Origin of the sequence: Rahnella bonaserana (assembly GCF_019049675.1) — a bacterium.
In the GTDB taxonomy this organism is placed as follows: domain Bacteria; phylum Pseudomonadota; class Gammaproteobacteria; order Enterobacterales; family Enterobacteriaceae; genus Rahnella; species Rahnella bonaserana.
Genome location: NZ_JAFMOW010000065.1, coordinates 286643 through 308053, shown reverse-complemented (window position 1 = coordinate 308053; position 21411 = coordinate 286643). Strand labels below are relative to the sequence as shown.

General features: G+C 52.1%; 18 protein-coding genes and 1 other annotated feature. Of the genes, 11 read left to right on the top strand and 7 right to left on the bottom strand.

Going from position 1 to position 21411, the window contains the following annotated elements; genetic code table 11:
* The first annotated feature begins 11 nt into the window (after positions 1–11).
* The 3 genes from J1778_RS17190 to J1778_RS17180 are packed head-to-tail and all read left to right on the top strand — an operon-like array spanning position 12 to position 2549.
* On the top strand, positions 12–773 hold the full coding sequence (locus J1778_RS17190; RefSeq protein ID WP_217174195.1) for a metal ABC transporter ATP-binding protein: 762 nt from the start codon (positions 12–14) through the stop codon (positions 771–773).
* A complete protein-coding gene (locus tag J1778_RS17185; protein ID WP_112287526.1) occupies positions 770–1627 on the top strand; it encodes a metal ABC transporter permease in 858 nt (285 codons plus the stop codon). The genes J1778_RS17190 and J1778_RS17185 overlap by 4 nt, the downstream gene beginning before the upstream one ends.
* Before the next feature lie 43 nt (positions 1628–1670).
* Complete coding sequence (locus tag J1778_RS17180; protein WP_217174194.1) at positions 1671–2549, top strand: metal ABC transporter substrate-binding protein; 879 nt, start codon at positions 1671–1673, stop codon at positions 2547–2549.
* 127 nt (positions 2550–2676) lie between these two features.
* On the opposite strand, the gene ykgO is transcribed toward J1778_RS17180, so the two are convergent.
* The 4 genes from ykgO to J1778_RS17160 form a co-directional block, all read right to left on the bottom strand.
* Complete coding sequence (ykgO, locus tag J1778_RS17175; protein WP_095924976.1) at positions 2677–2817, bottom strand: type B 50S ribosomal protein L36; 141 nt, start codon at positions 2815–2817, stop codon at positions 2677–2679.
* Positions 2818–2837: 20 nt separating this feature from the next.
* The gene (locus J1778_RS17170) at positions 2838–3092 is read right to left on the bottom strand and encodes a type B 50S ribosomal protein L31 (protein WP_217174193.1); all 255 of its coding nucleotides are present in this window, start codon (positions 3090–3092) and stop codon (positions 2838–2840) included.
* Positions 3093–3211: 119 nt separating this feature from the next.
* Positions 3212–6364, bottom strand: coding sequence for a multidrug efflux RND transporter permease subunit AcrB (acrB, locus tag J1778_RS17165; protein ID WP_217174192.1), 3153 nt, complete (start codon positions 6362–6364; stop codon positions 3212–3214).
* Between the two features lie 16 nt (positions 6365–6380).
* Complete coding sequence (locus J1778_RS17160; protein ID WP_217174191.1) at positions 6381–7556, bottom strand: efflux RND transporter periplasmic adaptor subunit; 1176 nt, start codon at positions 7554–7556, stop codon at positions 6381–6383.
* 141 nt (positions 7557–7697) lie between these two features.
* Here J1778_RS17160 and acrR point away from each other — a divergent pair, with 141 nt between their 5' ends.
* The gene (gene acrR, locus J1778_RS17155) at positions 7698–8336 is read left to right on the top strand and encodes a multidrug efflux transporter transcriptional repressor AcrR (protein WP_217174190.1); all 639 of its coding nucleotides are present in this window, start codon (positions 7698–7700) and stop codon (positions 8334–8336) included.
* Positions 8337–8507: 171 nt separating this feature from the next.
* A complete protein-coding gene (gene mscK, locus J1778_RS17150; protein ID WP_217174189.1) occupies positions 8508–11903 on the top strand; it encodes a mechanosensitive channel MscK in 3396 nt (1131 codons plus the stop codon).
* Positions 11904–11963: 60 nt separating this feature from the next.
* On the opposite strand, the gene rsmS is transcribed toward mscK, so the two are convergent.
* Together rsmS and priC are read right to left on the bottom strand one after the other, a co-directional pair.
* Positions 11964–12137 (bottom strand): pleiotropic regulatory protein RsmS, encoded by a 174-nt coding sequence (rsmS, locus tag J1778_RS17145; RefSeq protein WP_015690305.1) that lies wholly within the window; start codon positions 12135–12137, stop codon positions 11964–11966.
* 95 nt (positions 12138–12232) lie between these two features.
* Positions 12233–12769 carry a primosomal replication protein PriC gene (priC, locus tag J1778_RS17140; RefSeq protein WP_112287533.1) on the bottom strand — a complete coding sequence of 179 codons (537 nt, stop codon included), beginning with the start codon at positions 12767–12769 and terminating at the stop codon, positions 12233–12235.
* A gap of 122 nt (positions 12770–12891) precedes the next feature.
* Between priC and J1778_RS17135 the strand changes: the two genes are divergently transcribed.
* Both J1778_RS17135 and apt read left to right on the top strand, forming a co-directional pair.
* Positions 12892–13260 carry a DUF454 family protein gene (locus tag J1778_RS17135; protein WP_217174188.1) on the top strand — a complete coding sequence of 123 codons (369 nt, stop codon included), beginning with the start codon at positions 12892–12894 and terminating at the stop codon, positions 13258–13260.
* 184 nt (positions 13261–13444) lie between these two features.
* Positions 13445–13996, top strand: coding sequence for an adenine phosphoribosyltransferase (apt, locus tag J1778_RS17130; protein ID WP_217174187.1), 552 nt, complete (start codon positions 13445–13447; stop codon positions 13994–13996).
* Positions 13997–14064: 68 nt separating this feature from the next.
* Here apt and J1778_RS17125 read toward each other — a convergent pair whose 3' ends face one another.
* On the bottom strand, positions 14065–16128 hold the full coding sequence (locus J1778_RS17125; protein WP_217174186.1) for an alpha-amylase: 2064 nt from the start codon (positions 16126–16128) through the stop codon (positions 14065–14067).
* Positions 16129–16449: 321 nt separating this feature from the next.
* Between J1778_RS17125 and dnaX the strand changes: the two genes are divergently transcribed.
* The 4 genes from dnaX to htpG all read left to right on the top strand — a co-directional run bounded on the left by dnaX (position 16450) and on the right by htpG (position 21405).
* Positions 16450–18396 (top strand): DNA polymerase III subunit gamma/tau, encoded by a 1947-nt coding sequence (gene dnaX, locus J1778_RS17120; RefSeq protein WP_217174185.1) that lies wholly within the window; start codon positions 16450–16452, stop codon positions 18394–18396.
* Positions 17732–17796 (top strand) — a sequence feature (DnaX frameshifting element). (Overlaps the previous gene by 65 nt.)
* A gap of 41 nt (positions 18397–18437) precedes the next feature.
* Positions 18438–18767: a YbaB/EbfC family nucleoid-associated protein gene (locus J1778_RS17115; protein ID WP_112287539.1), complete on the top strand. Its 330-nt coding sequence runs from the start codon at positions 18438–18440 to the stop codon at positions 18765–18767.
* The gene (gene recR, locus J1778_RS17110; protein WP_217174184.1) at positions 18767–19372 is read left to right on the top strand and encodes a recombination mediator RecR; all 606 of its coding nucleotides are present in this window, start codon (positions 18767–18769) and stop codon (positions 19370–19372) included. The genes J1778_RS17115 and recR overlap by 1 nt, the downstream gene beginning before the upstream one ends.
* A 167-nt stretch (positions 19373–19539) precedes the next feature.
* On the top strand, positions 19540–21405 hold the full coding sequence (gene htpG / locus J1778_RS17105) for a molecular chaperone HtpG (protein ID WP_217174248.1): 1866 nt from the start codon (positions 19540–19542) through the stop codon (positions 21403–21405).
* Positions 21406–21411 lie beyond the last annotated feature (6 nt).

The following is a 21411-nucleotide window of genomic DNA, read 5'->3' as shown; positions in this document are numbered from 1 at the left end:
CTGGCTATTTTATGGGCCGCAATTTACTGGGCAATCTCGCTACCATGATTTTTGTTAACAATGTTGAAGTGGGCTATGACCGCCGTGCAGTTGCGATGCCGATCAGCGGAAAGTTTCTTTCAGGTTCACTGACGGCGGTTATCGGAGCTAACGGGGCGGGTAAATCTACTTTTCTCAAAACGCTGGCGGGCCTTCAGCAGGCTGTAGCCGGCAACATTACGTTCACCGGCGAAAAGCGTCCGCGTCTGGCCTATTTGCCACAGCAGGCAGAACTGGATCGCGGATTTCCGATTAGCGTATTTGATCTGGTCGCGATGGGATGCTGGCCGCAAAGCGGACTTTTTGGCGGCATAAATCAGCAGTCTGCTGTGGCAGTGGCTAAGGCGCTTGAGACGGTCGGGATGACTGAAATGTCGCATTTTCCCGTAGGCTCGCTTTCCGGTGGTCAGCTGCAACGTACCTTATTTGCACGTTTACTGGTGCAACAGGCGCCTCTCATCATGCTTGATGAACCTTTTACCGGCATTGATACCCAGACAACAGAACTGCTGCTCAAGGTGATTGCACAGTGGCATCAGGAAGGTAAAACCGTGATTGCGGTTTTACATGATATCTCAATGGTTGCCCGGCATTTTCCTCATGTGCTTTACCTCAGCACGCAACAGAATCTTTGGGGCACGGCGCACGACGTATTGGGCCATTTCCCGCATCAGGCGCATGCCTGTATATCGACCGAACCTTTTTCTCTCGTGGCGGGAGTCGCCAATTCATGATGCTTTTTCATTTACTTGCCGATCCCTTTATTGAGTTTGGTTTCATGCGCCGCGCGTTAATTGCCTGTATCGCATTATCGATCAGTGCCACGCCGCTGGGCGTTTTTCTGCTACTACGCCGGATGAGTCTGGTAGGGGACGCACTTTCCCATGCCGTATTACCGGGCGCAGCTATCGGGTATCTGATTTCAGGAATGTCGCTGGTCGCTATGGGAATTGGCGGTTTTATTGCAGGGCTGGCGGTAGCGATGCTTTCGGGGCTGGTGAGCCGCCGGACACAATTAAAGGAAGATGCCAGTTTTGCCGGTTTCTATCTGGGTTCACTTGCATTGGGGGTGACGCTGGTTTCCCTGCGCGGTTCCAGTGTTGATCTTCTGCACGTTCTGTTTGGATCCATTCTCGCTATCGATTCCTCAGCAATGATTATGGTCGGCATCATTACCAGCGTGTCATTGCTGGTGCTGGCCTGCATTTATCGCGCCCTGGTCATTGAATCTTTCGATTCACTGTTTTTACGGGTTAGCGCAGGGAAATGGCTGGCGGCGATACACGGGATTTTCCTGGCGCTGGTGGTCGTGAATCTTGTCGCCGGTTTTCAGATCCTTGGCACGCTGATGTCGGTCGGTTTGATGATGCTACCTGCGGCCAGCGCGCGATTCTGGGCACAGGATTTACCGCATACTTTGCTGAGCGCCATGATCATTGGGGTGATCGCCAGTATCGTCGGGCTTATCTGGTCATATTACGCCTCGCTGCCTGCAGGTCCGGCTATCGTACTCAGCGCGACGGTGATCTTCTTTATTTCAGTTTTATTTGGAAAGCGTGGCGGGATGTTAACGGCCTCGCGAACGTAAGCAGCAGTACGTTAATAAGCAGTACCACAATTAAGGGGACATGATGAAAGTATTACCTGTATCACTCGCAGTAGCTGCCCTGCTGTCGAGTCCGCTGGCCATGGCGAAAACCGTCGATGCAGTTGCCAGTTTTTCTATTCTCGGAGATATCGTCCAGGAAGTGGGCGGCGATCACGTTAAAGTAACGACGCTGGTCGGGCCTGACGGTGATCCGCACAGCTTTGAGCCTTCGCCGAAAGACAGTAAAGCGATTAACGCGTCTGATGTCGTTTTCGTCAGCGGCTTAGGTCTTGAGGGCTGGATCGATCGTCTGGTGACGGCTTCCGGTTACAAAGGTCATTTAGTAACAGCATCCGAAGGCGTTAATTCCCGCAAAATGGAAGAAGACGGTAAGCAAATCACCGATCCGCACGCCTGGAACAGCATGGCGAATGGCGTGATTTATGCGACCAATGTGATGAATGCATTGATCAAAGCCGATCCCGAAGATGCTGACTATTTCCGCCAGCGCGGAACCGCTTATATTGAGCAACTGCAAAAACTTGATGCATGGGCTAAAACTGAATTCACTGGCATTCCTCAGTCAAAACGCAAAGTGCTGACCAGTCATGATGCCTTCGGATATTTTGGGCAGGAATATCACGTCAGTTTTATGGCTCCGGTCGGCTTCTCTACGGAAGCTGAAGCCAGTGCCAGCGGTGTCGCTTCGCTGATTAAGCAGATCAAAGAGGAGAAAGTGAAAACTTACTTCATCGAAAACCAGACCGATCCACGTCTGGTGAAACAGATTGCTGCGGCGAGTGGCGCGCAACCTGGCGGTGAGCTGTATCCTGAAGCGCTTTCAGGCCCGCAAGGCCCGGCCACAACCTATATCAAAGCGTTTAAACATAACGTTGAGACGATTGTTGCCAGTATGAAATAAGATTTTCCCTCCTCTCGGTTTGGCTGTGAGGAGGTTTTACATCATGTCTTAACATAAGAAAAAGCCCCGTCGGGCAAGCGGCGGGGCTTTTGTTTTTTTAGGAGGAGCGTAACGGAAAGGCGCAATATCAACGCTTTTTCTTTTTGCCCTGCACAGCTTTAAAACGCGGATTGCTTTTACAGATCACATAAATCCGGCCTTTACGGCGAACCACGCGACAATCCGGATGACGATTTTTTGCCGAACGTAATGAACTCAGAACCTGCATAACAATTTCCCTGATGTTGTTTACTTTTTACCGAGGAAGCTGCCGAAGCGTTGATTGAATCGCGCGGTGCTGCCTTCTTTTGAATACTCTTTCTGCTTACCGGTGTAATACGGATGGGAAGCGGAAGAAACTTCAATCGTGATGTAAGGGTAGGTTGCCCCTTCCAGTTCAATGGTGCGGTCTGTCGAGATGGTTGAACCGACCTTGAAGTATTCATCAGCGCTGGTGTCGTGGAAAACCACGGTGCGATATGCAGGATGGATAGCGAGTTTCATAATGCCTCAAGTTGTTATGTTATACTATAACAATAAGTATGCACCCATCTGTTTTCCGGTTCAAGACTCAGGCGAAAAAAAAGGCCGCATAAGCGGCCTTTCGTCAGGGTGAGGATCCGTTACAGCGTCGGATGCTCTGTTTTGTGCGTATGTTCGATATCCTCGTTCTTCTTACCGAAGCGGCGACGAACCACCACGAAGAAGACCGGAACAAAGAAGATCGCCAGCAGTGTTGCCGTAATCATCCCGCCCATTACGCCGGTACCTACGGCGTTCTGAGAACCGGAACCTGCACCGGAGCTGATTACCAGCGGCATTACACCGAGGATAAATGCCAGTGAGGTCATCAGAATCGGACGAAGACGCATACGAACCGCTTCGAGCGTTGATTCGATCAGACCCTTACCTTCTTTGTCCATCAGGTCTTTGGCGAACTCAACAATCAGTATGGCGTTCTTCGCGGACAACCCGATGGTAGTCAGCAGGCCTACCTGGAAGTAAACGTCGTTACTGAGTCCGCGCATCGTTGCTGCCAGAAGTGCACCCACAACCCCGAGCGGAACCACCAGCATGACCGAGAACGGTATTGACCAGCTTTCGTACAACGCAGCCAGACACAGGAATACCACAATCAGGGAGATGGCATACAAGGCCGGAGCCTGGTTGCCTGACAAGCGTTCCTGATAGGACAGACCGGTCCAGTCATAGCCGATACCGCTAGGAAGTTTGGAAGCCAGAGACTCCATCATTTCCATAGCAGCACCCGAACTTTTGCCCGGAGCTGGCTGACCCAGAATTTCCATGGATGGCAAACCGTTATAACGTTCCAGACGCGGTGAACCGTATTCCCATTTCGCACTGGAGAATGCGGAGAACGGTACCATCTGGCCAGCGCTACCACGGACATACAAGTTATTGATGTCAGACGGCAACATACGGTATTTATTTTCAGCCTGAACGTACACTTTCTTCACACGACCACGGTCGATGAAGTCATTGACGTAGCTACCACCAATCGAAGCACCCAACGTGGTGTTGATGTCGGAAATTGAAACGCCAAGTGCCGTTGCTTTTTCCTGATCAATTTCGATTTTGAACTGTGGGGTATCTTCCAGACCGTTTGGACGAACCTGAGTCAGCAAGTCCGGATGTTGAGCTACCATGCCCAGCAACTGGTTACGTGCCTGAGTCAGCTTGTCATGCCCAAGGTTAGCCTGGTCAATCAGCTGGAAGTCGAAGCCTGTCGCCGTACCTAACTCAACAATTGCCGGTAAGTTGAACGGGAACACCAGTGCATCTTTAATGGTGCTGAATGCGCCCATTGCACGGCCTGCAATGGCAGGAACTTTATTCTCAGCGCCGCTACGCTCAGACCAGTCTTTCAGACTGATAAACGCTATACCGGTGTTCTGACCACGACCTGCAAAACCAAAGCCGTTAACCGTAAACACGGACTTCACGTTGGCTTTTTCTTTCGTCAGATAGTAATCGCTGACTTCGTCCAGCACTTTCTGTGTACGTTCCTGGGTTGCACCTGCTGGCAATTGCGCCATGGTCAGGAATACCCCCTGGTCTTCTTCCGGCAGGAAGGAGGTTGGCAGGCGGATAAACAGGAATGCCATGCCGACAACGATCAGCAGATAAATCACCAGATAACGACCGGTGCTGCGCAGAATATTGCCTACGCTGTCGGTGTAGTGGTGCGTGCTTTGGTCGAATTTCTTGTTAAACCAGCCGAAGAAACCTTTTTTCTCGTTATGCTCACCTTTGGCAACCGGCTTGAGCATGGTCGCACAAAGTGCAGGCGTCAGGATCATCGCCACCAGAACCGACAGCACCATGGCTGAAACGATGGTGATGGAGAACTGACGGTAGATAACGCCGGTAGAACCGCCGAAGAAGGCCATCGGGATGAATACTGCGGACAGCACCATCGCGATCCCTACCAATGCACCCTGGATTTGCTCCATAGATTTTTTGGTAGCTTCTTTTGGCGGCAGACCCTCTTCGACCATGACGCGCTCGACGTTCTCGACGACGACGATGGCGTCATCGACGAGCAGGCCTATTGCGAGCACCATCCCGAACATCGTCAGGGTGTTTATCGAATAGCCAAACGCTGCCAGAATCGCAAAGGTACCGAGCAATACCACCGGAACCGCAATGGTCGGGATAAGCGTTGCGCGGAAGTTTTGCAGGAACAAGAACATGACCAGGAATACCAGGACGATGGCCTCGAACAGCGTTTTACCTACTTCTTTAATCGAGATTTTTACGAACGGCGTGGTGTCGTACGGGTAAACAATTTCTAAGCCAGCCGGGAAGAATGGCTCAAGCTTAGTCAGCGTGGCTTTAACAGACGCTGCGGTATTCAGGGCGTTCGCACCGGTTGCCAGTTTGATACCCAAGCCCGACGCAGGTTGTCCGTTGAAGCGGGCAATAACGTCGTAGTTTTCACCACCGAGTTCGATTTTAGCCACATCTTTCAGGCGAACCTGAGAACCATCCTGATTCACTTTCAGAATGATTTTACCGAATTCATCCGGTGACTTCAGACGGGTCTGCGCCACGATAGAGGAGTTCAATTGCTGGCCCGGGACCGGTGGCGTACCACCGAGCTGACCTGCTGCGATCTGGTTGTTCTGAACTTTGATGGCGTTGATGACATCTACCGGCGTCAGCTGGAAGTTGTTCAGTTTGTTCGGATCCATCCAGATACGCATCGCATACTGAGCACCAAACAGCTGAACGTCCCCTACACCCGCAGTACGGCTGATAGGATCCTTGATGTTGGAACCGACGTAGTCGGCGATATCATCCTGGGTCATTGAACCGTTATTGGAAATAAAGCCCGCTACCATCAGGAAGCTGCTGCTCGATTTCTCAACGGAAATACCCTGTTGCTGAACTTCCTGCGGCAGCAATGGTGTTGCCAGCTGCAGTTTGTTCTGAACCTGTACCTGCGCGATATCCGCGTCAGTACCGGAAGCAAAGGTCAGGGTAATCTGAACAGTACCTGATGAATCACTGGTCGACGACATGTACATCATGTTGTCGATACCGTTCATGTTCTGTTCGATAACCTGAGTAACGGTATCCTGTACGGTCTGCGCATCCGCGCCCGGATAGGTTGCAGTCAGCTGAATCGCTGGCGGTGCAACGGTTGGATACTGTGCGATTGGCAATTTAAGTATCGCCAATCCCCCTGCCAACATGATGATGATCGCAATTACCCATGCAAAGATGGGACGATCTATAAAAAACTTAGCCATGAATTACCGGCTCCTATTAAGACTTCGTCGCTGTAGCGGGTGCTGCGGCGTTTTGATCGACTTCCTGTGCAGTAACCTGTACGCCTGGCTTAATTTTTTGCAGACCTGTCACGATAACTTTATCGCCACTTTTCAGGCCGTCTGTCACTACCCATTTGTCGCCGATTGCCTGCGTTGTGGTCACAGTACGAAGTTCAACTTTATTGTCCGCACCAATCACCATCGCTGTAGCATCACCACGTGGGTTACGGGTAATACCTTGCTGAGGAACCAGCAGAGCGTTGTCGTTTACGCCTTCATCCAGACGCGCGCGCACAAACATACCTGGCAGCAGGGCATCATTTGGATTAGGGAAGATGGCGCGCAAAGTGATGGACCCGGTGGTTTCATCAACAGTCACATCAGAGAATTCTAATGTACCCGCCTGTGAATATTCTTTACCGTTATCCAACAGCAGCTTGACTTGTGCCTTGCCGTTAACCTGCTTGAGTGAGCCATCTGCCAGTTCCTGCTTCAGACGCAGGAAATCGTTGCTCGACTGAGTGACGTCAACATAGATAGGGTCAAGTTGCTGAACAGTGGCCAGCGCATTGGTCTGGCCGGTCGACACCAGCGCACCTTCTGTTACGGACGAAATACCGATACGGCCGCTAATAGGGGAGGTGACTTTGGTGTAAGCCAGATTGATACGTGCGCTTTCAACGGCTGCTTTGGCGCTGACAACAGCGGCATCAGCCTGTGCTGCAGTGGCCACAGCGGTATCGTAATCTTGCTTACTGATGTAATTAGTGCCAAGCAGAGGTTTATAACGAGTCACCGTCAGACGAGAAATTTGTGCATTCGCCTGAGCTTTTACCAGATCGCCTTTAGCGCTGTTATACGCGGCCTGATAAGTGGCTGGATCAATTTGATATAAAGAGGTCCCGGCTTTAATTTCGCTGCCTTCAACGAAGTTGCGTTTAAGAATAATGCCGCCAACCTGTGGACGTACTTCGGCGATGCGAAAAGCAGCAGTACGACCAGGAAGTTCGGTAGTCACATTCAACGGTTCAGTTTTGAGAGTAACGACCCCAACCTGCGGAGCATGAGGTGCACCTTGTTGAGCTTCTTTATCGTTACATCCTGTAAGTGCTAAGCTTCCGGATAGCATCAGAACTACCGCCAGAGGCGTTAACCCTCTGTTTTTGTTCATAAATAAACCTCAAGTGTCCGATTTCAAATTGTCCAATGGATCACAACATTCCAAATCCATTGCTGCGCTTTTAGTATGTGCGTGCTATGTTACATACATTCAAGAATGTATGTAAATCAAACTCCCCTTAAAGATAAACCTATGGCACGAAAAACCAAATCACAGGCGCTGGAAACCAGACAACAGATTCTGGATGCTGCTGTGCGTGAGTTTTCTGCCCGTGGGGTATCGTCGACATCACTGACTGATATTGCGAATGCAGCCGGTGTGACGCGGGGCGCAATTTATTGGCATTTCAGGAACAAAGTGGAACTGTTTAACGCGATCTGGGAAGCCTATGAATCGCGGATAAAAGTGCTCGAAGTAGAGTATCAGACAAAGTTTCCGAATAATCCACTGCGTATTCTACGTGAAATCTTAATTTACATTCTGGTCGCCACGGTTACCGATAGCCAACGTAAGGCATTGATGGAGATTATATTCCATAAATGTGAATTTGTTGGGGAGATGACGTCAGTTCATGAGGCGCGGAAAGCGTTATACATGGAAGGCTATGGCAAAATCGAGCGTATTCTCGTGCGCTGTATAGAAGAAAAGCAGCTTCCGGTTGATCTTGATACCCGCCAGGCCGCCATTATTCTTCGGGCTTATCTGACGGGGCTGATGGAAAACTGGTTATTTATTCCTGAAAGCTTTGATTTAGAAGGGAATGCCGGGAGATTCGTGGATACGTATATCGATATGTTGTGCCATTCGTCCTATCTCACTGCGGTAAAATAAACCTTTAATACTTTCCGTTTAATTAATAAGCCTGCAAATCTATCTCTCTTTTGTTTATAAATTAAACACTCTGATGTTGTATTCAGAAACGCTTTTCTCCTTCCTTTCATCGTCAACGCTGCTATTGTCATCTCCATATTATTCATTAAGTAAATGAGTTGACGCTGACGTATGTGTATCCGGTTTCTGGCCGCCCCTTCTGACGTAATGCTTTCCCTGAAAAAACAGGGAATGACAGGTTTTTTCACGTTTCTGGTATGCGTTGCACTGCTTTTTGTCTCCTTTTCCGGCCATGCAGCAAGTAATGATATTCCCGGCAGGAATGAAGTTCAGAACCAGCTTGATGCGTTAAACCGCCAGAAGAACCTGACGCCGGTGGATAAGCTTTCGCAACAGGATCTGATCCACACACTGGAATATCTTGATGCACTGGAAAGAGTGAAGCAGGAAGCGAATCAGCTGCAAAAACAGGTCGCCGAAGCACCGCAAAAACTGCGCGTCGCCATGGATGGGCTGGAGCAGATCAAAAACAATCCGAAAGATGATGTGAATAAAGCTCAGCTTTCCGCACTGTCGCTGCGCCAGCTTGAAAACCGCCTTAATGACACGCTGGACGATTTGCAGTCTTCGCAGGATGATTTATCGACGTTCAACACTCAGCTGATCTCTCTGCAAACCCAGCCTGAGCGCGTTCAGAACGCGATGTACTCCTATTCGCTGGCGATTCAGAAAATCCGCAATCAGCTCAACGGCATGTCGCCCGGTCAGCAAGATTTACGTAACACGCAACAAAATATGCTGGTCACGCAGCAGGCCTTACTTGCGGCGCAAATTGACCTGCAACGCAAGAGTCTCGAAGCCAATACAACGTTGCAGGATTTACTGCAAAAACAACGTGATTACACCAACGCGCATATCAATCAGCTTGAACACACTGCGCAGTTATTGCAGGAAGTGGTCAACGGCAAACGGCTGATTTTGTCCGAGCGGACAGCGAAAGAAGCACAAACGCCGGACGATACCTCGAATATCCAAAATGACCCGCTGGTGGCTCAGGAACTGGGAATTAATCGTAAACTCAGCGAACGCCTTATTGCCGCAACCGAGGAAGGTAACCAGCTGGTCCAGAAAAATATCACAGTGAAAAACTGGCTGGATCGTTCGGCGCAAGCTGAACATGACCTTAAAGAGCAAATCACTGTGCTCAAAGGCAGTTTATTACTGTCACGTATTCTGTATCAGCAACAGCAGAACACCACGCCGCCGTCGGGGCTGGTTACCGACATGAGAACCCGCATTGCGGATTTGCGCCTTGAACAGTTCACCATCAACCAGCAGCGCGACGCTTTGTTTCAGGGCGACAGTTACATTCAGAGCGTGGTAGATAACAGCAAAGAAACGATCAATGCCGATATCAGTGATGCGCTGGATCAGATTGTCGATATGCGCCGCGAATTGCTCGATCAACTGAATAAGCAACTGGGCAATCAGCTGTCGCTCGCTATCAATTTGCAGATTAACCAGCAGCAACTACTGAGCATAAATCAGTCACTGACAGAAACGCTGACTCAGCAGATTTTCTGGGTCAGCAGTAACAAACCGATGAACTGGGAATTCATTAAGTCGTTGCCGGATGATGTTAAAAATCAGCTGAGCAGCCTGAGCCTGAATATTCCGCCGGGTGAATTAATGGTGGGCGCAATACATTCATTACCGGTCACTATCCCTTTGCTCCTCGTCATTTTGCTGCTGTTATGGCGCCGGAAGTACATTAATCAGCGCATTGAAAAACTCACCAGCGATGTCGGGCAGCTTAAACGGGACAGCCAGCTGCACACGCCGCAGGCGTTGATATTAATGGCGCTGAACGTCTTACCCGGCGTATTACTCATGCTGGGAATTGGCTACTGGCTTTCGCAATGTGATATCGAACTGAGCGACTTTTTATGGACGCTGGCGCAGCGGCTGGCGGTGTTCCAGCTGGTCATGGGCTTTTGCTATCGCATTCTTAAACCCGGCGGGATCAACGAGCGGCATTTTAATACGCCCCCGGCCACCTGTGCGCATTACCGTCGTTCAGTCATCCGCCTCAGTCTGGTGATGTTGCCACTGATTTTCTGGTCGGTTCGCGGTGAGAAAGCCCCACTCGGACTGGTCGATGACATCATCGGGCAGGTGGTGATTTTCCTGACACTGCTGGCGCTGACAGTTCTGGTCTTCCCGATCGCACGTGACGGCTGGCGTGAAAAAGATTCTCACAGCATTCGGCTGGTCGTGGTCACAGCCATTGCGATAGCTCCGGCCTTCCTGGTCGGGCTGGTGGTTACCGGATATTTTTACACCACGCTGCGTCTGGCGGGGCGCTGGATTGACAGTCTTTATCTGCTGATTTTCTGGAATATTATTTATCTCACGGCGCTCAGAGGATTAAGCGTTGCAGCCCGGCGTCTGGCTTATCGTCGTGCGCTGGCCCGCCGTCAGACAAACGCGGCGAAAGAGGGTGCAGAAGGCAATGAGCCGGTTGAGGAGCCGCAGATTGGCCTGGATCAGATTAACCAGCAGTCGTTGCGTCTGACCACGATGGGTTTGTTCTTTATCTTCGCGACGGTGTTTTACTGGATTTGGTCGGATCTGCTGACGGTGATTTCGTATCTCGACAGCATTTCACTCTGGCATTATTCCAGCACGGTGGCGGGCGCGGTCACTCAGCAAACCGTAACGCTGGGCAATATGCTGCTCGGTTTCCTGGCGGTGATTGTGGCGTATGTTCTGACGCGCAACCTGCCGGGGCTGCTGGAAGTGGTGGTGCTGTCGCGACTGCAATTGCGGCAGGGGACGTCGTACGCTATCACCACGATCCTGACTTACTCGATCACGGTGATTGGGGCGATCACTGCGCTCGGGTCGCTCGGGGTTTCGTGGGATAAATTGCAATGGCTGGTGGCAGCGCTGTCGGTCGGGCTGGGCTTCGGTTTGCAGGAAATCTTTGCGAACTTTGTTTCAGGTCTGATTATCCTGTTCGAACGCCCTGTACGTATTGGCGACACCGTGACCATCGGTACATTTTCCGGCACGGTCAGTCGTATCCGCATCCGCGCAACAACCATTATCGATTTTGACCGCAAAGAAGTGATCATCCCGAACAAAGCCTTTGTGACGGAACGGCTGATCAACTGGTCGCTGAGTGATACCGTCACCCGCGTGCTGATCAAGATCGGTGTGGCGTACGGTTCAGATCTGGAGAAAGTGAAAGAGGTCCTGCTGCAGGCGGCGCATGAAAACGCCCGAGTGATGAGTGATCCGGCACCGCTGGTCTTCTTCCTGAATTTTGGGGCCAGCACGCTCGATCACGAACTGCGTGTTTATGTGCGTGAACTGGGCGACCGCAGTTATACCGTCGATGAGCTAAACCGCAGTATTGATAAACTCTGCCGCGAGAACGACATCAATATCGCTTTCAATCAGCTGGAAGTGTATCTGCACAATCAGGATGGCAGCGAGATTCAGGAGGTTAAGCGCGTGTTGAGACAACCGGGTGATGAACCGGATGCGTTGCCTCAGGGCTAAAGGGAAGCGGGCAATTCAGGGGAATGCGTAAGGTTCCCCTGAAACGGTCAGCCGGACGGCTTAAAGGTAACTAATCGACAGCGTGCTTTTGCTGTTTTTCAGCTTTTCCTGATAATCGCGTTGTACGATTTCCAGTGCTGCAAGAGCGGTTTCCGGTGCAATTTCGTTGCACTCAAGCAGGTAAATCAGATCAACAGCAAGCTGAAGTTCGGGAGGCGCATTTTCTACTGACATATTGGCCAACATTATAATTAGCAGGTTTTGGACTTACCATTATAGATAAGAAAATGCCGGGCCTGAACGCCGGGTTAAAAAAATGTGATAAAGATTCAAAAACCTTTTTCCTGCCGCTCGATTTGCCTCTCAATTTTGGCCAGCGCCTGACGACAGCGCATTAAACGTCCTTCCAGCGCAGCCAGTTCCTTTTGCACGCGTTGCTGATCGCTGAACGTGGCCAGTTGTCCGAGCGTGGTTTCCCGGTCCTCAATCATCGCAATCAGACGGCGCTCGAACTGCTGAGTTTCCGCGAGTTTGGTATAATTATCATGGCTTTTTCGTTCCGGCGTCTGGTGCGTTTTACGCAGTGTTTGCGTGGCGAGTTCACGCTGCATAGCGGTGATTTGCGCCACCAGCCGCTCGGCGATGAACGCCACCTGCGCGGACCGTTTCTCAACCACTTCCTGATTAAGTTGCTGTAAGTTCATCTTAATTTCTGCCAGATAATCGCGCAGACGGGTGCCTTTGGTTGAGAAAAGGGCGATATCAAACCGTGCCTGCGAAGCGGAAACATGGCCGATGGGTTCGATTTCCCGCGCCAGAGTTTCTATCTGCTGATCAAGGACATGTAAAATTCGTTCAGTGCTCACAGGTTATCTCCATTAATGACGTTCATAGCTTACCTGCAACCGGCGGTTATGACACCTTCGCTGCACTTGTATAAACTGGGGGCTGAATTTTCTGGCAATTTGTGCGAATCAAAAGGAACTGCATGAAGCGCATATTACTGATTATGGTCGGCTGGCTGTGTGTGGTACTGGCAACGCTGGGCGTTGTACTGCCGCTGCTGCCCACCACGCCGTTTTTACTGCTGGCCGCCTGGTGTTTTGCCCGTTCGTCGCCACGCTTTCATCACTGGTTGCTGCACCGTTCCTGGTTTGGCAGCTATTTACGGCACTGGCAGACACACCGCGCGTTGCCCAAAGGGGTGAAGCCAAAAGCCGTTGCGCTGATTGTGACGACATTCGCGATTTCGATCTATTTTGTGCCGCTATTATGGGTACGTATTTTATTGGTTTGCATGATGTTTGCGTTACTGATCATGATGTGGCGACTACCAGTGGTTGACCTTGAGCAATAAAACAGGCGATCATGTCCGGCTGCGGGTTGCTTTTTAAAGCAGCTTTGCATAGATTTGGGCATCTCGTACGTCGGTGCGCTCCCAATTTCCTTCCTTGAACGACATGCTTTTAAAGGGCATGACGGGGGACATTTGACCGCCCGCGTTTAAGTATGAACAGCAGCTTTATCAGGCAATTAACATTATGACCGCTACCGCACAGCAGCTAGAGTTTATTAAAGACAGTATCAAGACCATCCCTGACTATCCGAAGCCAGGCATACTGTTCCGTGACGTCACCAGCTTGCTGGAAGACCCAAAAGCTTACGCTGCAAGCATTCAGTTACTGGCCGATCGTTACCGCGATGCCGGAGTCACCAAAGTCGTGGGCACCGAAGCACGTGGTTTCCTGTTTGGCGCGCCGGTTGCGCTGGCTTTGGGCGTGGGTTTTGTTCCCGTGCGTAAACCGGGCAAATTACCGCGTGAAACCATCAGCGAAACTTACGATCTGGAATACGGCACTGACAGTCTTGAAATCCACACGGATGCCATTCAGCCGGGTGAAAAGATTCTGGTGATCGACGACTTGCTGGCAACGGGTGGCACCATTGAAGCTACCGCGAAACTGATCCGCCGTCTGGGTGGGGAAGTGACTGATGCAGCATTTATCATCAATCTGCCGGAACTGGGCGGTGAAAAACGCCTGAACGATGCCAATATCAACTGCTACAGCCTGGTGTGTTTCGACGGGCACTGATTTACATTTTGCAGGCAGTGTGATGTAAAAAGGCCTCGCCGTTAACGTGAGGCCTTTTGCTTTCTGCGCTACTCTTTCCCGCTTTCAACGGTCCAGACCACCATCACCTTATCGTCACCGTGCTGACGGCTGAAGGCGTAGTATTCTGCTGTCTGCTGTGATTTCTGCACACCTGCACCGACCGCCTGATGCTGTTCCCGGAATTTCCCCAGTTTTTGCCAGTGCTTCAGCAACGCCTGTTTTGTACCGTTCAGCTCATCCCAGTTCATGTCTGATCGCGTACCTTGTAAAGGATCCGATCCCGTCGGGCCGAACTGACGTCCGCTTTCGTCGCCGTAATAGATCTGCACCGCGCCCGGTGCCAGCAATAATAAGTCTGCCGCTCGCTGTTGTAATGGAACTGACCCTTTAGCGTCGTCAGCGAAAAATAACCGGGTATCGTGTGATGAGAGATAACTCAGCACATTGAAATCCTGCATTTTCTCCGCCATCTGCTGATACGTTGCGTCGATATTTGCAAAGCAGTTCAGCGCCGCCGCTGCCTGATCCTGAAAATCAAAATTGATCATCGCGTCAAAACCATTGGCGTAATAATCACTTTTCATTACGCCGTGACCCCAGGCTTCACCGGTCATCCAGAACGGCGCGTCGTCCAGCGCTAGGGAAGGATTGGCGGCTTTCCACTGTTTCAGTGCTTCTGCAGAACGGGTTTTCAGCAACGCCAGCGTCGGTTTTTCCACGTGTTTTGCGGTATCGACGCGAAAACCGTCAATGCCGTAATCGCGTACCCACTGACTGAGCCACATCACCAGATAATCGCGGGGCGTAGCGCCGGGGATTTCTCGGGCGGCGGTATCAGGTTTATGACGATAGAAAACAGGCAGGCCACTGGCTTGTGTGGATCCGGTTTTGATATCCGGCAGGAACGCCAGCGACATGGTCAGATCGTCATAACCGGGCGAGTCATAATCGCCAATATCGGTGCGGATCCATTTCTTTCCCCACCAGGTGCTCCAGCCGTTTTTGTCACTGAAATTGATGTAATCATTAAAACTGTGCCAGTTCTGGCCGGGGCCGGGTTTCCAGTCGGTCCAGTTTTTGCCCAGGGTTTTTTCGATTTCATCGCCTTTGAGATACAACGAGCCAAAATGGAACGTTTGCATATCCGCCAGCGTGGCGTAGCCGGTGTGATTGAGCACCACGTCAAAGAGAATGCGGATCCCGCGTTTGTGCGCCTCGCTGACCAGTTTCTGTAAATCTTCACCGCTGCCCATATTGGCATCGAGTTTTGTCCAGTCGAGCGTGTAATAGCCATGATAGGCATAATGCGGGAAATCGCCTTTGGTGCCGCCACCGACCCAGCCGTGGATTTGCTCCAGCGGCGAACTGATCCACAACGCGTTCACGCCCAGCTGTTGCAGATAATCCAGTTTGCTTGTCAGTCCGGCCAGATCGCCACCATGGAAAGTGCCGATTTCCTGCATTCCGTCACTGTGACGGCCATAGCTGTGATCGTTATCCGGATTGCCGTTTTCAAACCTGTCGGTCAGCACGAAATAGACTGTGGCGTTTTGCCAGCTAAAAGTGGCGGGGGTTTTACGCACCGCAGATTCAAGCAGCAGCAGGCCGCCGCTGGCCGGGTCGGGCGTCATCGTGATGTGTCCATTAGCGACCACTGCACTCTGGCTGGAATAAAAATCACGCACCGTTTCGCCATCGCTAAAGGTACCGGATACATCCACAGTCAGCGGTTTGCCATCCCAGCGCGGACAGATTTTTGTCACGGCGGCCACGGCTTCCTGCGCTGTTTTCAGGCTCAGCTGAAGCGTCGGTGTGCCGCTGCGGGTATCAATCCGCACCTGATAATCGCCTGTGCGGAACTGTTTCCAGTTAACCGGCGGATTGCTTTCACAAGGTTGCAGCGACAGCATCTCGTTAAGTTTTACCGCGCCTGAAGGTTGCCAGCACTGATTATCCTGATGTAATTCCAGTGTGCGTTGTCCTTTGGGTAAAGTGGCGTCGCTGGTGAATATTCCGCTGACCGGTTCGGCAAACGCCGGGAAGCCTTGCAACGTCCAGCTGTGAGCTGCGGGGGAAACGAGCATTAACAAAGGCAGTGTCAGGTGTTTCATGGCTCTCCTTACGCGGGGCAGGAAGCATTATCAGAACAGAGGTGAATTCAGTCTACTTGTTGTGCAAAATTTGCCCTCATCCCCTGACGTTAATTGTCAGGAGGAGGACGCGGGGGGAGAAAGCGCGGCACGCTACGCAAAAAGTAAAGTAATAGGAATGATGGCGACCCTGCTGGTACACTAAGTAGTGGCAGTCTGGCGCGGGCATCATTATGCTTAGCCTTCAGTCGCCGGTTCGCCGACCCGCGCAGAAAGTCGGGTTAAACGATGTTTTTTCGTGTATCGTCAAATTATTCATTATAAATCAACGATGAAGTGTTAATGAGCTATCAGGTTCTTGCCCGTAAGTGGCGCCCCCAAACTTTTGCCGACGTTGTCGGACAGGAACATGTGCTGACCGCGCTGGCCAATGGCCTGTCGCTCGGGCGCATCCATCATGCCTACCTGTTTTCCGGCACCCGTGGCGTGGGGAAAACCACCATCGCCCGTCTGCTGGCGAAAGGACTTAACTGCGAAACCGGGATTACCTCCACGCCTTGTGGCGTGTGCGATAACTGCCGTGAAATCGAGCAGGGGCGTTTTGTCGATCTGATTGAAATCGATGCGGCTTCCCGTACCAAAGTTGAAGATACCCGCGAGCTGCTCGATAACGTGCAATACGCACCGGCGCGTGGCCGTTTCAAAGTTTACCTGATTGACGAAGTGCACATGCTGTCGCGTCACAGCTTCAATGCGCTGTTGAAAACGCTGGAAGAGCCGCCTTCGCACGTCAAATTCCTGCTGGCGACAACCGATCCGCAAAAATTGCCCGTCACTATTTTGTCGCGTTGTTTGCAGTTCCATCTGAAAGCGCTGGACGCTGAACAGATCCGCAAACAGCTTGAACATGTATTAACTGAAGAAACCATCACCACCGAACCGCGTGCGTTGCAGCTGCTTTCCCGTGCTGCCGACGGCAGTATGCGCGACGCGCTGAGTCTGACCGATCAGGCAATCGCCATGGGGCAGGGCGCCGTCACCACCGAAACCGTGGCGCAAATGCTCGGTACGCTGGATGACGAGCAACCGCTCGCGATGCTCGAAGCGCTGGTCAGCGCTGATGGCGGTCAGATGATGGCACAGGTTGAACAGGCCGCGTCACGTGGCGTGGACTGGGAAAACCTGCTGGTGGAAACGCTGGCGCTGCTGCACCGCATTGCGATGGTTCAGCTGTTGCCGTCGGTGCTCGATAACCATTACGCAGCGATCGAACAACGTCTGCGCGAACTGGCGCGCGTTATTCCGCCGGCTGACGTCCAGCTTTATTACCAGACGTTACTGATTGGCCGCAAAGAGCTGGCGTATGCGCCGGACAAGCGCATGGGCGTTGAAATGACCCTGCTGCGTGCGCTGGCCTTCCATCCGAAAGTGATCATTGCTGAACCGGCTCCGCAGCCGGTCGCGGCTCCGGCATATGTAGCATCGCAGCCATCGCGTCCTGCGCCCGCACAGCCGCAGCAATCGCCGCAACAGAGCGATAATGCGCCGCCACAGGGCCATGCCGAACCGGCAGCGATGCCGGATTCCACCGCGCAACTTTTACAGGCGCGAACACAATTGCTCAGGCAGGGGAGTACCACCCCAAAAAAAGCTGAGCCGGCAGCGCCAGGAAAAGCGCGGCCGGCAACCTCAGCACTGGAGCGCCTCGCTTCGGTGACTGAACGTGCGCAGACATTGGCGGTGAAGAAAGAACCTGCCGCGCCGATAAAAGAAGAAGCGTATCGCTGGAAAGCGATGACGGAACCGGAAGTCGCACCGGAACCGGTGGCGACACCGAAAGCGCTGCGCACCGCGCTGGAACATGAAAAATCGCCGGAACTGGCTTCCCGACTGGCGGAAGAAGCGATTGAACGCGATGAATGGGCGGCTGAAATCAGCCGGATGACCATTCCAAAACTGGTGCAGCAACTGGCGCTGAATGCCTTTCGCGAGCAGCCGGAGCCGGGCAAAATTTGCCTGCACCTGCGTTCCTCGCAAAAGCACCTGAATTCGCCGTCCGCGCAGAAAGTGCTGACGGATGCCTTATCAGCGTTGCACCAGACGCCGGTTGAACTGACCGTGCTGGAAGATGATAATCTGGCGGTGAAGACGCCGCTGGAATGGCGACAGGCCATTTATGAAGAAAAACTGGCGCAAGCGCGTCAGTCTATTATTGCGGATAACAACATTCAGACGCTGCGCCGCTTCTTCGACGCGGAGCTGGATGAAGAAAGTATCCGCCCAATTTAAACGCCGCGATTTTGACGCGGCCATTGCTGAGAGAGAAGACTATGTTTGGAAAAGGCGGCATTGGTAACCTGATGAAACAGGCCCAGCAAATGCAGGAAAAAATGCAACAGGCTCAGGCTGAAATCGCTCAGCTGGAAGTGACCGGCGAGTCCGGCGCTGGCCTGGTGAAAATCACCATCAACGGTGCACACAACGTGCGTCGCGTGGAAATCGATCCAAGCCTGCTGGAAGACGATAAAGACATGCTGGAAGATCTGATCGCTGCGGCGTTCAACGATGCAGCACGTCGTATCGAAGAAACTCAGAAAGAAAAAATGGCAGCCGTGTCTGGCGGCATGCAGTTGCCACCAGGCTTTAAGATGCCGTTCTGATGCAAACCAGCCCTCTCCTTGAATCTTTAATGGAGGCGTTGCGTTGCCTGCCGGGCGTTGGCCCGAAGTCCGCGCAACGTATGGCATTCCAGCTGCTGCAACGTGATCGCAGCGGCGGAATGCGGCTGGCGCAGTCTTTAACGCGTGCGATGTCTGAAATCGGTCACTGTGCCGATTGCCGTACGTTTACCGAACAGGAAATCTGCACCATTTGCGCCAATCCACGGCGTAAAGAAAACGGTCAGATTTGCGTGGTAGAAAGCCCGGCGGATATCCATGCGATTGAACAAACCGGTCAGTTTTCTGGTCGCTACTTTGTGCTGATGGGGCATCTGTCACCGCTTGATGGCATCGGGCCTGACGATATTGGTTTAGGCCGTCTGGAAGAGCGTCTGGAGCGTGAAAACATCCAGGAAGTGATTCTGGCGACCAACCCGACGGTCGAAGGCGAAGCGACCGCCAACTATATCGCTGAAATGTGCGGCCAGTTTGGCGTACTGGCGAGCCGTATCGCGCACGGTGTGCCGGTCGGCGGCGAACTGGATATGGTGGACGGCACCACGCTGTCACATTCCCTCGCCGGACGTAACCCCTTCCGGTTCTGACTGTTATACGGGCGCAGCCTTCTGCGCTCCGTATTATTCTGCTATCCCCCTGCATTTCTTCTTAAAAATTTCTTCGTGCGCTTGAAAAGCCCGATGCATAACCCCACTTATTCCTCAGCGTCTGATTTGGTCAATAACAGTATCTGGATTGAGGTAATTTGATGAGTATGAAAGGACAAGAGACACGTGGCTTCCAGTCTGAAGTAAAACAACTGCTTCATCTGATGATCCATTCTCTGTATTCAAACAAAGAAATTTTCCTGCGTGAGTTAATCTCCAACGCCTCGGATGCCGCTGACAAACTGCGTTTCCGCGCATTGTCTGCGCCAGAACTTTATGAAGGTGATGGCGAGCTGCACGTCCGTCTGTCGTTTGATAAAGAAAAACGCACCCTGACCCTGAGCGATAACGGTATCGGTATGAGCCGTGATGAAGTGATCGACAACCTCGGGACGATCGCTAAATCCGGTACCAAAGCGTTCCTGCAATCTGTCGGTTCTGAGCAGGCGAAAGACAGCCAGCTGATCGGTCAGTTCGGCGTCGGTTTCTATTCTGCGTTCATCGTGGCGGATAAAGTCACCGTGCGCACCCGCGCAGCCGGTGCCAGCGCTGACGAAGGTGTATTCTGGGAATCTGCCGGTGAAGGTGAGTACACCCTGGCAGATATCGAGAAAGCCGATCGCGGCACAGAAATTACCCTGCATCTGCGTGAAGATCAGGACGAATTCCTGGATGACTGGCGCGTGCGCTCGATCATCAGCAAATACTCTGATCACATTGCGCTGCCGGTTGAAGTCGAAACCCGCAACGAAGAAGACGGCACCGTCACCTGGGAACAAATCAACAAGGCGCAAGCCCTGTGGACCCGCGGTAAAGCTGAAGTCACCGACGAAGAATATAAAGAATTCTACAAACACATCTCTCATGATTTCAGCGATCCGCTGAGCTGGAGCCACAACCGTGTTGAAGGTAAGCAGGAATACACCAGCCTGCTGTATATCCCTTCACAGGCGCCGTGGGATATGTGGAACCGCGATCATAAACACGGCCTGAAACTGTATGTTCAGCGCGTGTTTATCATGGATGAAGCCGAGCAGTTCATGCCGAACTACCTGCGTTTTGTTCGTGGTCTGATAGATTCCAACGATCTGCCGCTGAACGTGTCCCGTGAAATTCTGCAGGACAGCCGCATTACCCAGAACCTGCGCAGTGCGCTGACCAAACGTGTTCTGCAAATGCTGGAAAAACTGGCGAAAGACGATAATGAAAAATACCTGCAATTCTGGAAACAGTTTGGTCTGGTATTGAAAGAAGGTCCGGCAGAAGACGGCGCAAACAAAGAAGCGATCGCCAAACTGCTGCGTTTCGCCAGCACCCGCAACGACAGCAGCGAGCAGACTCTGTCGCTGGAAGACTATGTGGCGAGCATGGTGGAAGGTCAGGACAAGATTTATTACATCACTGCCGACAGCTATGCCGCGGCGAAGAGCAGCCCGCATCTGGAACTGTTCCGCAAAAAAGGTATTGAAGTTCTGCTGCTGTCTGACCGTATCGACGAATGGATGATGAGCTATCTGACAGAGTTTGATGGCAAAGTCTTCCAGTCCGTCAGCAAGGCCGACGATACACTGGACAAACTGGCTGACGAAAGCGAAGAACAGAAAGAAGCTGAAAAAGCGCTGGAACCGTTCGTTGAGCGTGTGAAAACGCTGCTGGGTGACCGTGTGAAAGAAGTGCGCCTGACGCACCGTCTGACCGACACGCCCGCTATCGTCACCACCGGTGCCGATGAAATGACCACGCAGATGGCAAAATTGTTTGCCGCTGCCGGCCAGGAAGCGCCGGAAGTGAAATATATCTTTGAGCTGAACCCGGAACACGCGCTGGTGAAACGTGCTTCTGACGTGGCAGACGAAGATCAGTTCAGCGAGTGGATCGAACTGTTGCTCGATCAGGCGTTGTTCGCAGAACGCGGTACGCTGGAAGATCCAAACCTGTTTATCCGCCGTATGAACACGCTGTTACAGGCGTAATCGCCT

What these genes read in the sequence shown, in the direction of transcription:
- htpG (WP_217174248.1), top strand. Translation starts at nt 19,540, where the DNA reads ATGAAAGGACAAGAGACACGTGGCTTCCAGTCTGAAGTAAAACAACTG.
- J1778_RS17115 (WP_112287539.1), top strand. Translation starts at nt 18,438, where the DNA reads ATGTTTGGAAAAGGCGGCATTGGTAACCTGATGAAACAGGCCCAGCAA.
- acrB (WP_217174192.1), bottom strand. Translation starts at nt 6,364, where the DNA reads ATGGCTAAGTTTTTTATAGATCGTCCCATCTTTGCATGGGTAATTGCG.
- J1778_RS17170 (WP_217174193.1), bottom strand. Translation starts at nt 3,092, where the DNA reads ATGAAACTCGCTATCCATCCTGCATATCGCACCGTGGTTTTCCACGAC.
- rsmS (WP_015690305.1), bottom strand. Translation starts at nt 12,137, where the DNA reads ATGTCAGTAGAAAATGCGCCTCCCGAACTTCAGCTTGCTGTTGATCTG.
- acrR (WP_217174190.1), top strand. Translation starts at nt 7,698, where the DNA reads ATGGCACGAAAAACCAAATCACAGGCGCTGGAAACCAGACAACAGATT.
- J1778_RS17125 (WP_217174186.1), bottom strand. Translation starts at nt 16,128, where the DNA reads ATGAAACACCTGACACTGCCTTTGTTAATGCTCGTTTCCCCCGCAGCT.
- recR (WP_217174184.1), top strand. Translation starts at nt 18,767, where the DNA reads ATGCAAACCAGCCCTCTCCTTGAATCTTTAATGGAGGCGTTGCGTTGC.
- J1778_RS17135 (WP_217174188.1), top strand. Translation starts at nt 12,892, where the DNA reads ATGAAGCGCATATTACTGATTATGGTCGGCTGGCTGTGTGTGGTACTG.
- J1778_RS17160 (WP_217174191.1), bottom strand. Translation starts at nt 7,556, where the DNA reads ATGAACAAAAACAGAGGGTTAACGCCTCTGGCGGTAGTTCTGATGCTA.
- ykgO (WP_095924976.1), bottom strand. Translation starts at nt 2,817, where the DNA reads ATGCAGGTTCTGAGTTCATTACGTTCGGCAAAAAATCGTCATCCGGAT.
- mscK (WP_217174189.1), top strand. Translation starts at nt 8,508, where the DNA reads ATGTGTATCCGGTTTCTGGCCGCCCCTTCTGACGTAATGCTTTCCCTG.
- apt (WP_217174187.1), top strand. Translation starts at nt 13,445, where the DNA reads ATGACCGCTACCGCACAGCAGCTAGAGTTTATTAAAGACAGTATCAAG.
- J1778_RS17180 (WP_217174194.1), top strand. Translation starts at nt 1,671, where the DNA reads ATGAAAGTATTACCTGTATCACTCGCAGTAGCTGCCCTGCTGTCGAGT.
- dnaX (WP_217174185.1), top strand. Translation starts at nt 16,450, where the DNA reads ATGAGCTATCAGGTTCTTGCCCGTAAGTGGCGCCCCCAAACTTTTGCC.
- J1778_RS17185 (WP_112287526.1), top strand. Translation starts at nt 770, where the DNA reads ATGATGCTTTTTCATTTACTTGCCGATCCCTTTATTGAGTTTGGTTTC.
- J1778_RS17190 (WP_217174195.1), top strand. Translation starts at nt 12, where the DNA reads ATGGGCCGCAATTTACTGGGCAATCTCGCTACCATGATTTTTGTTAAC.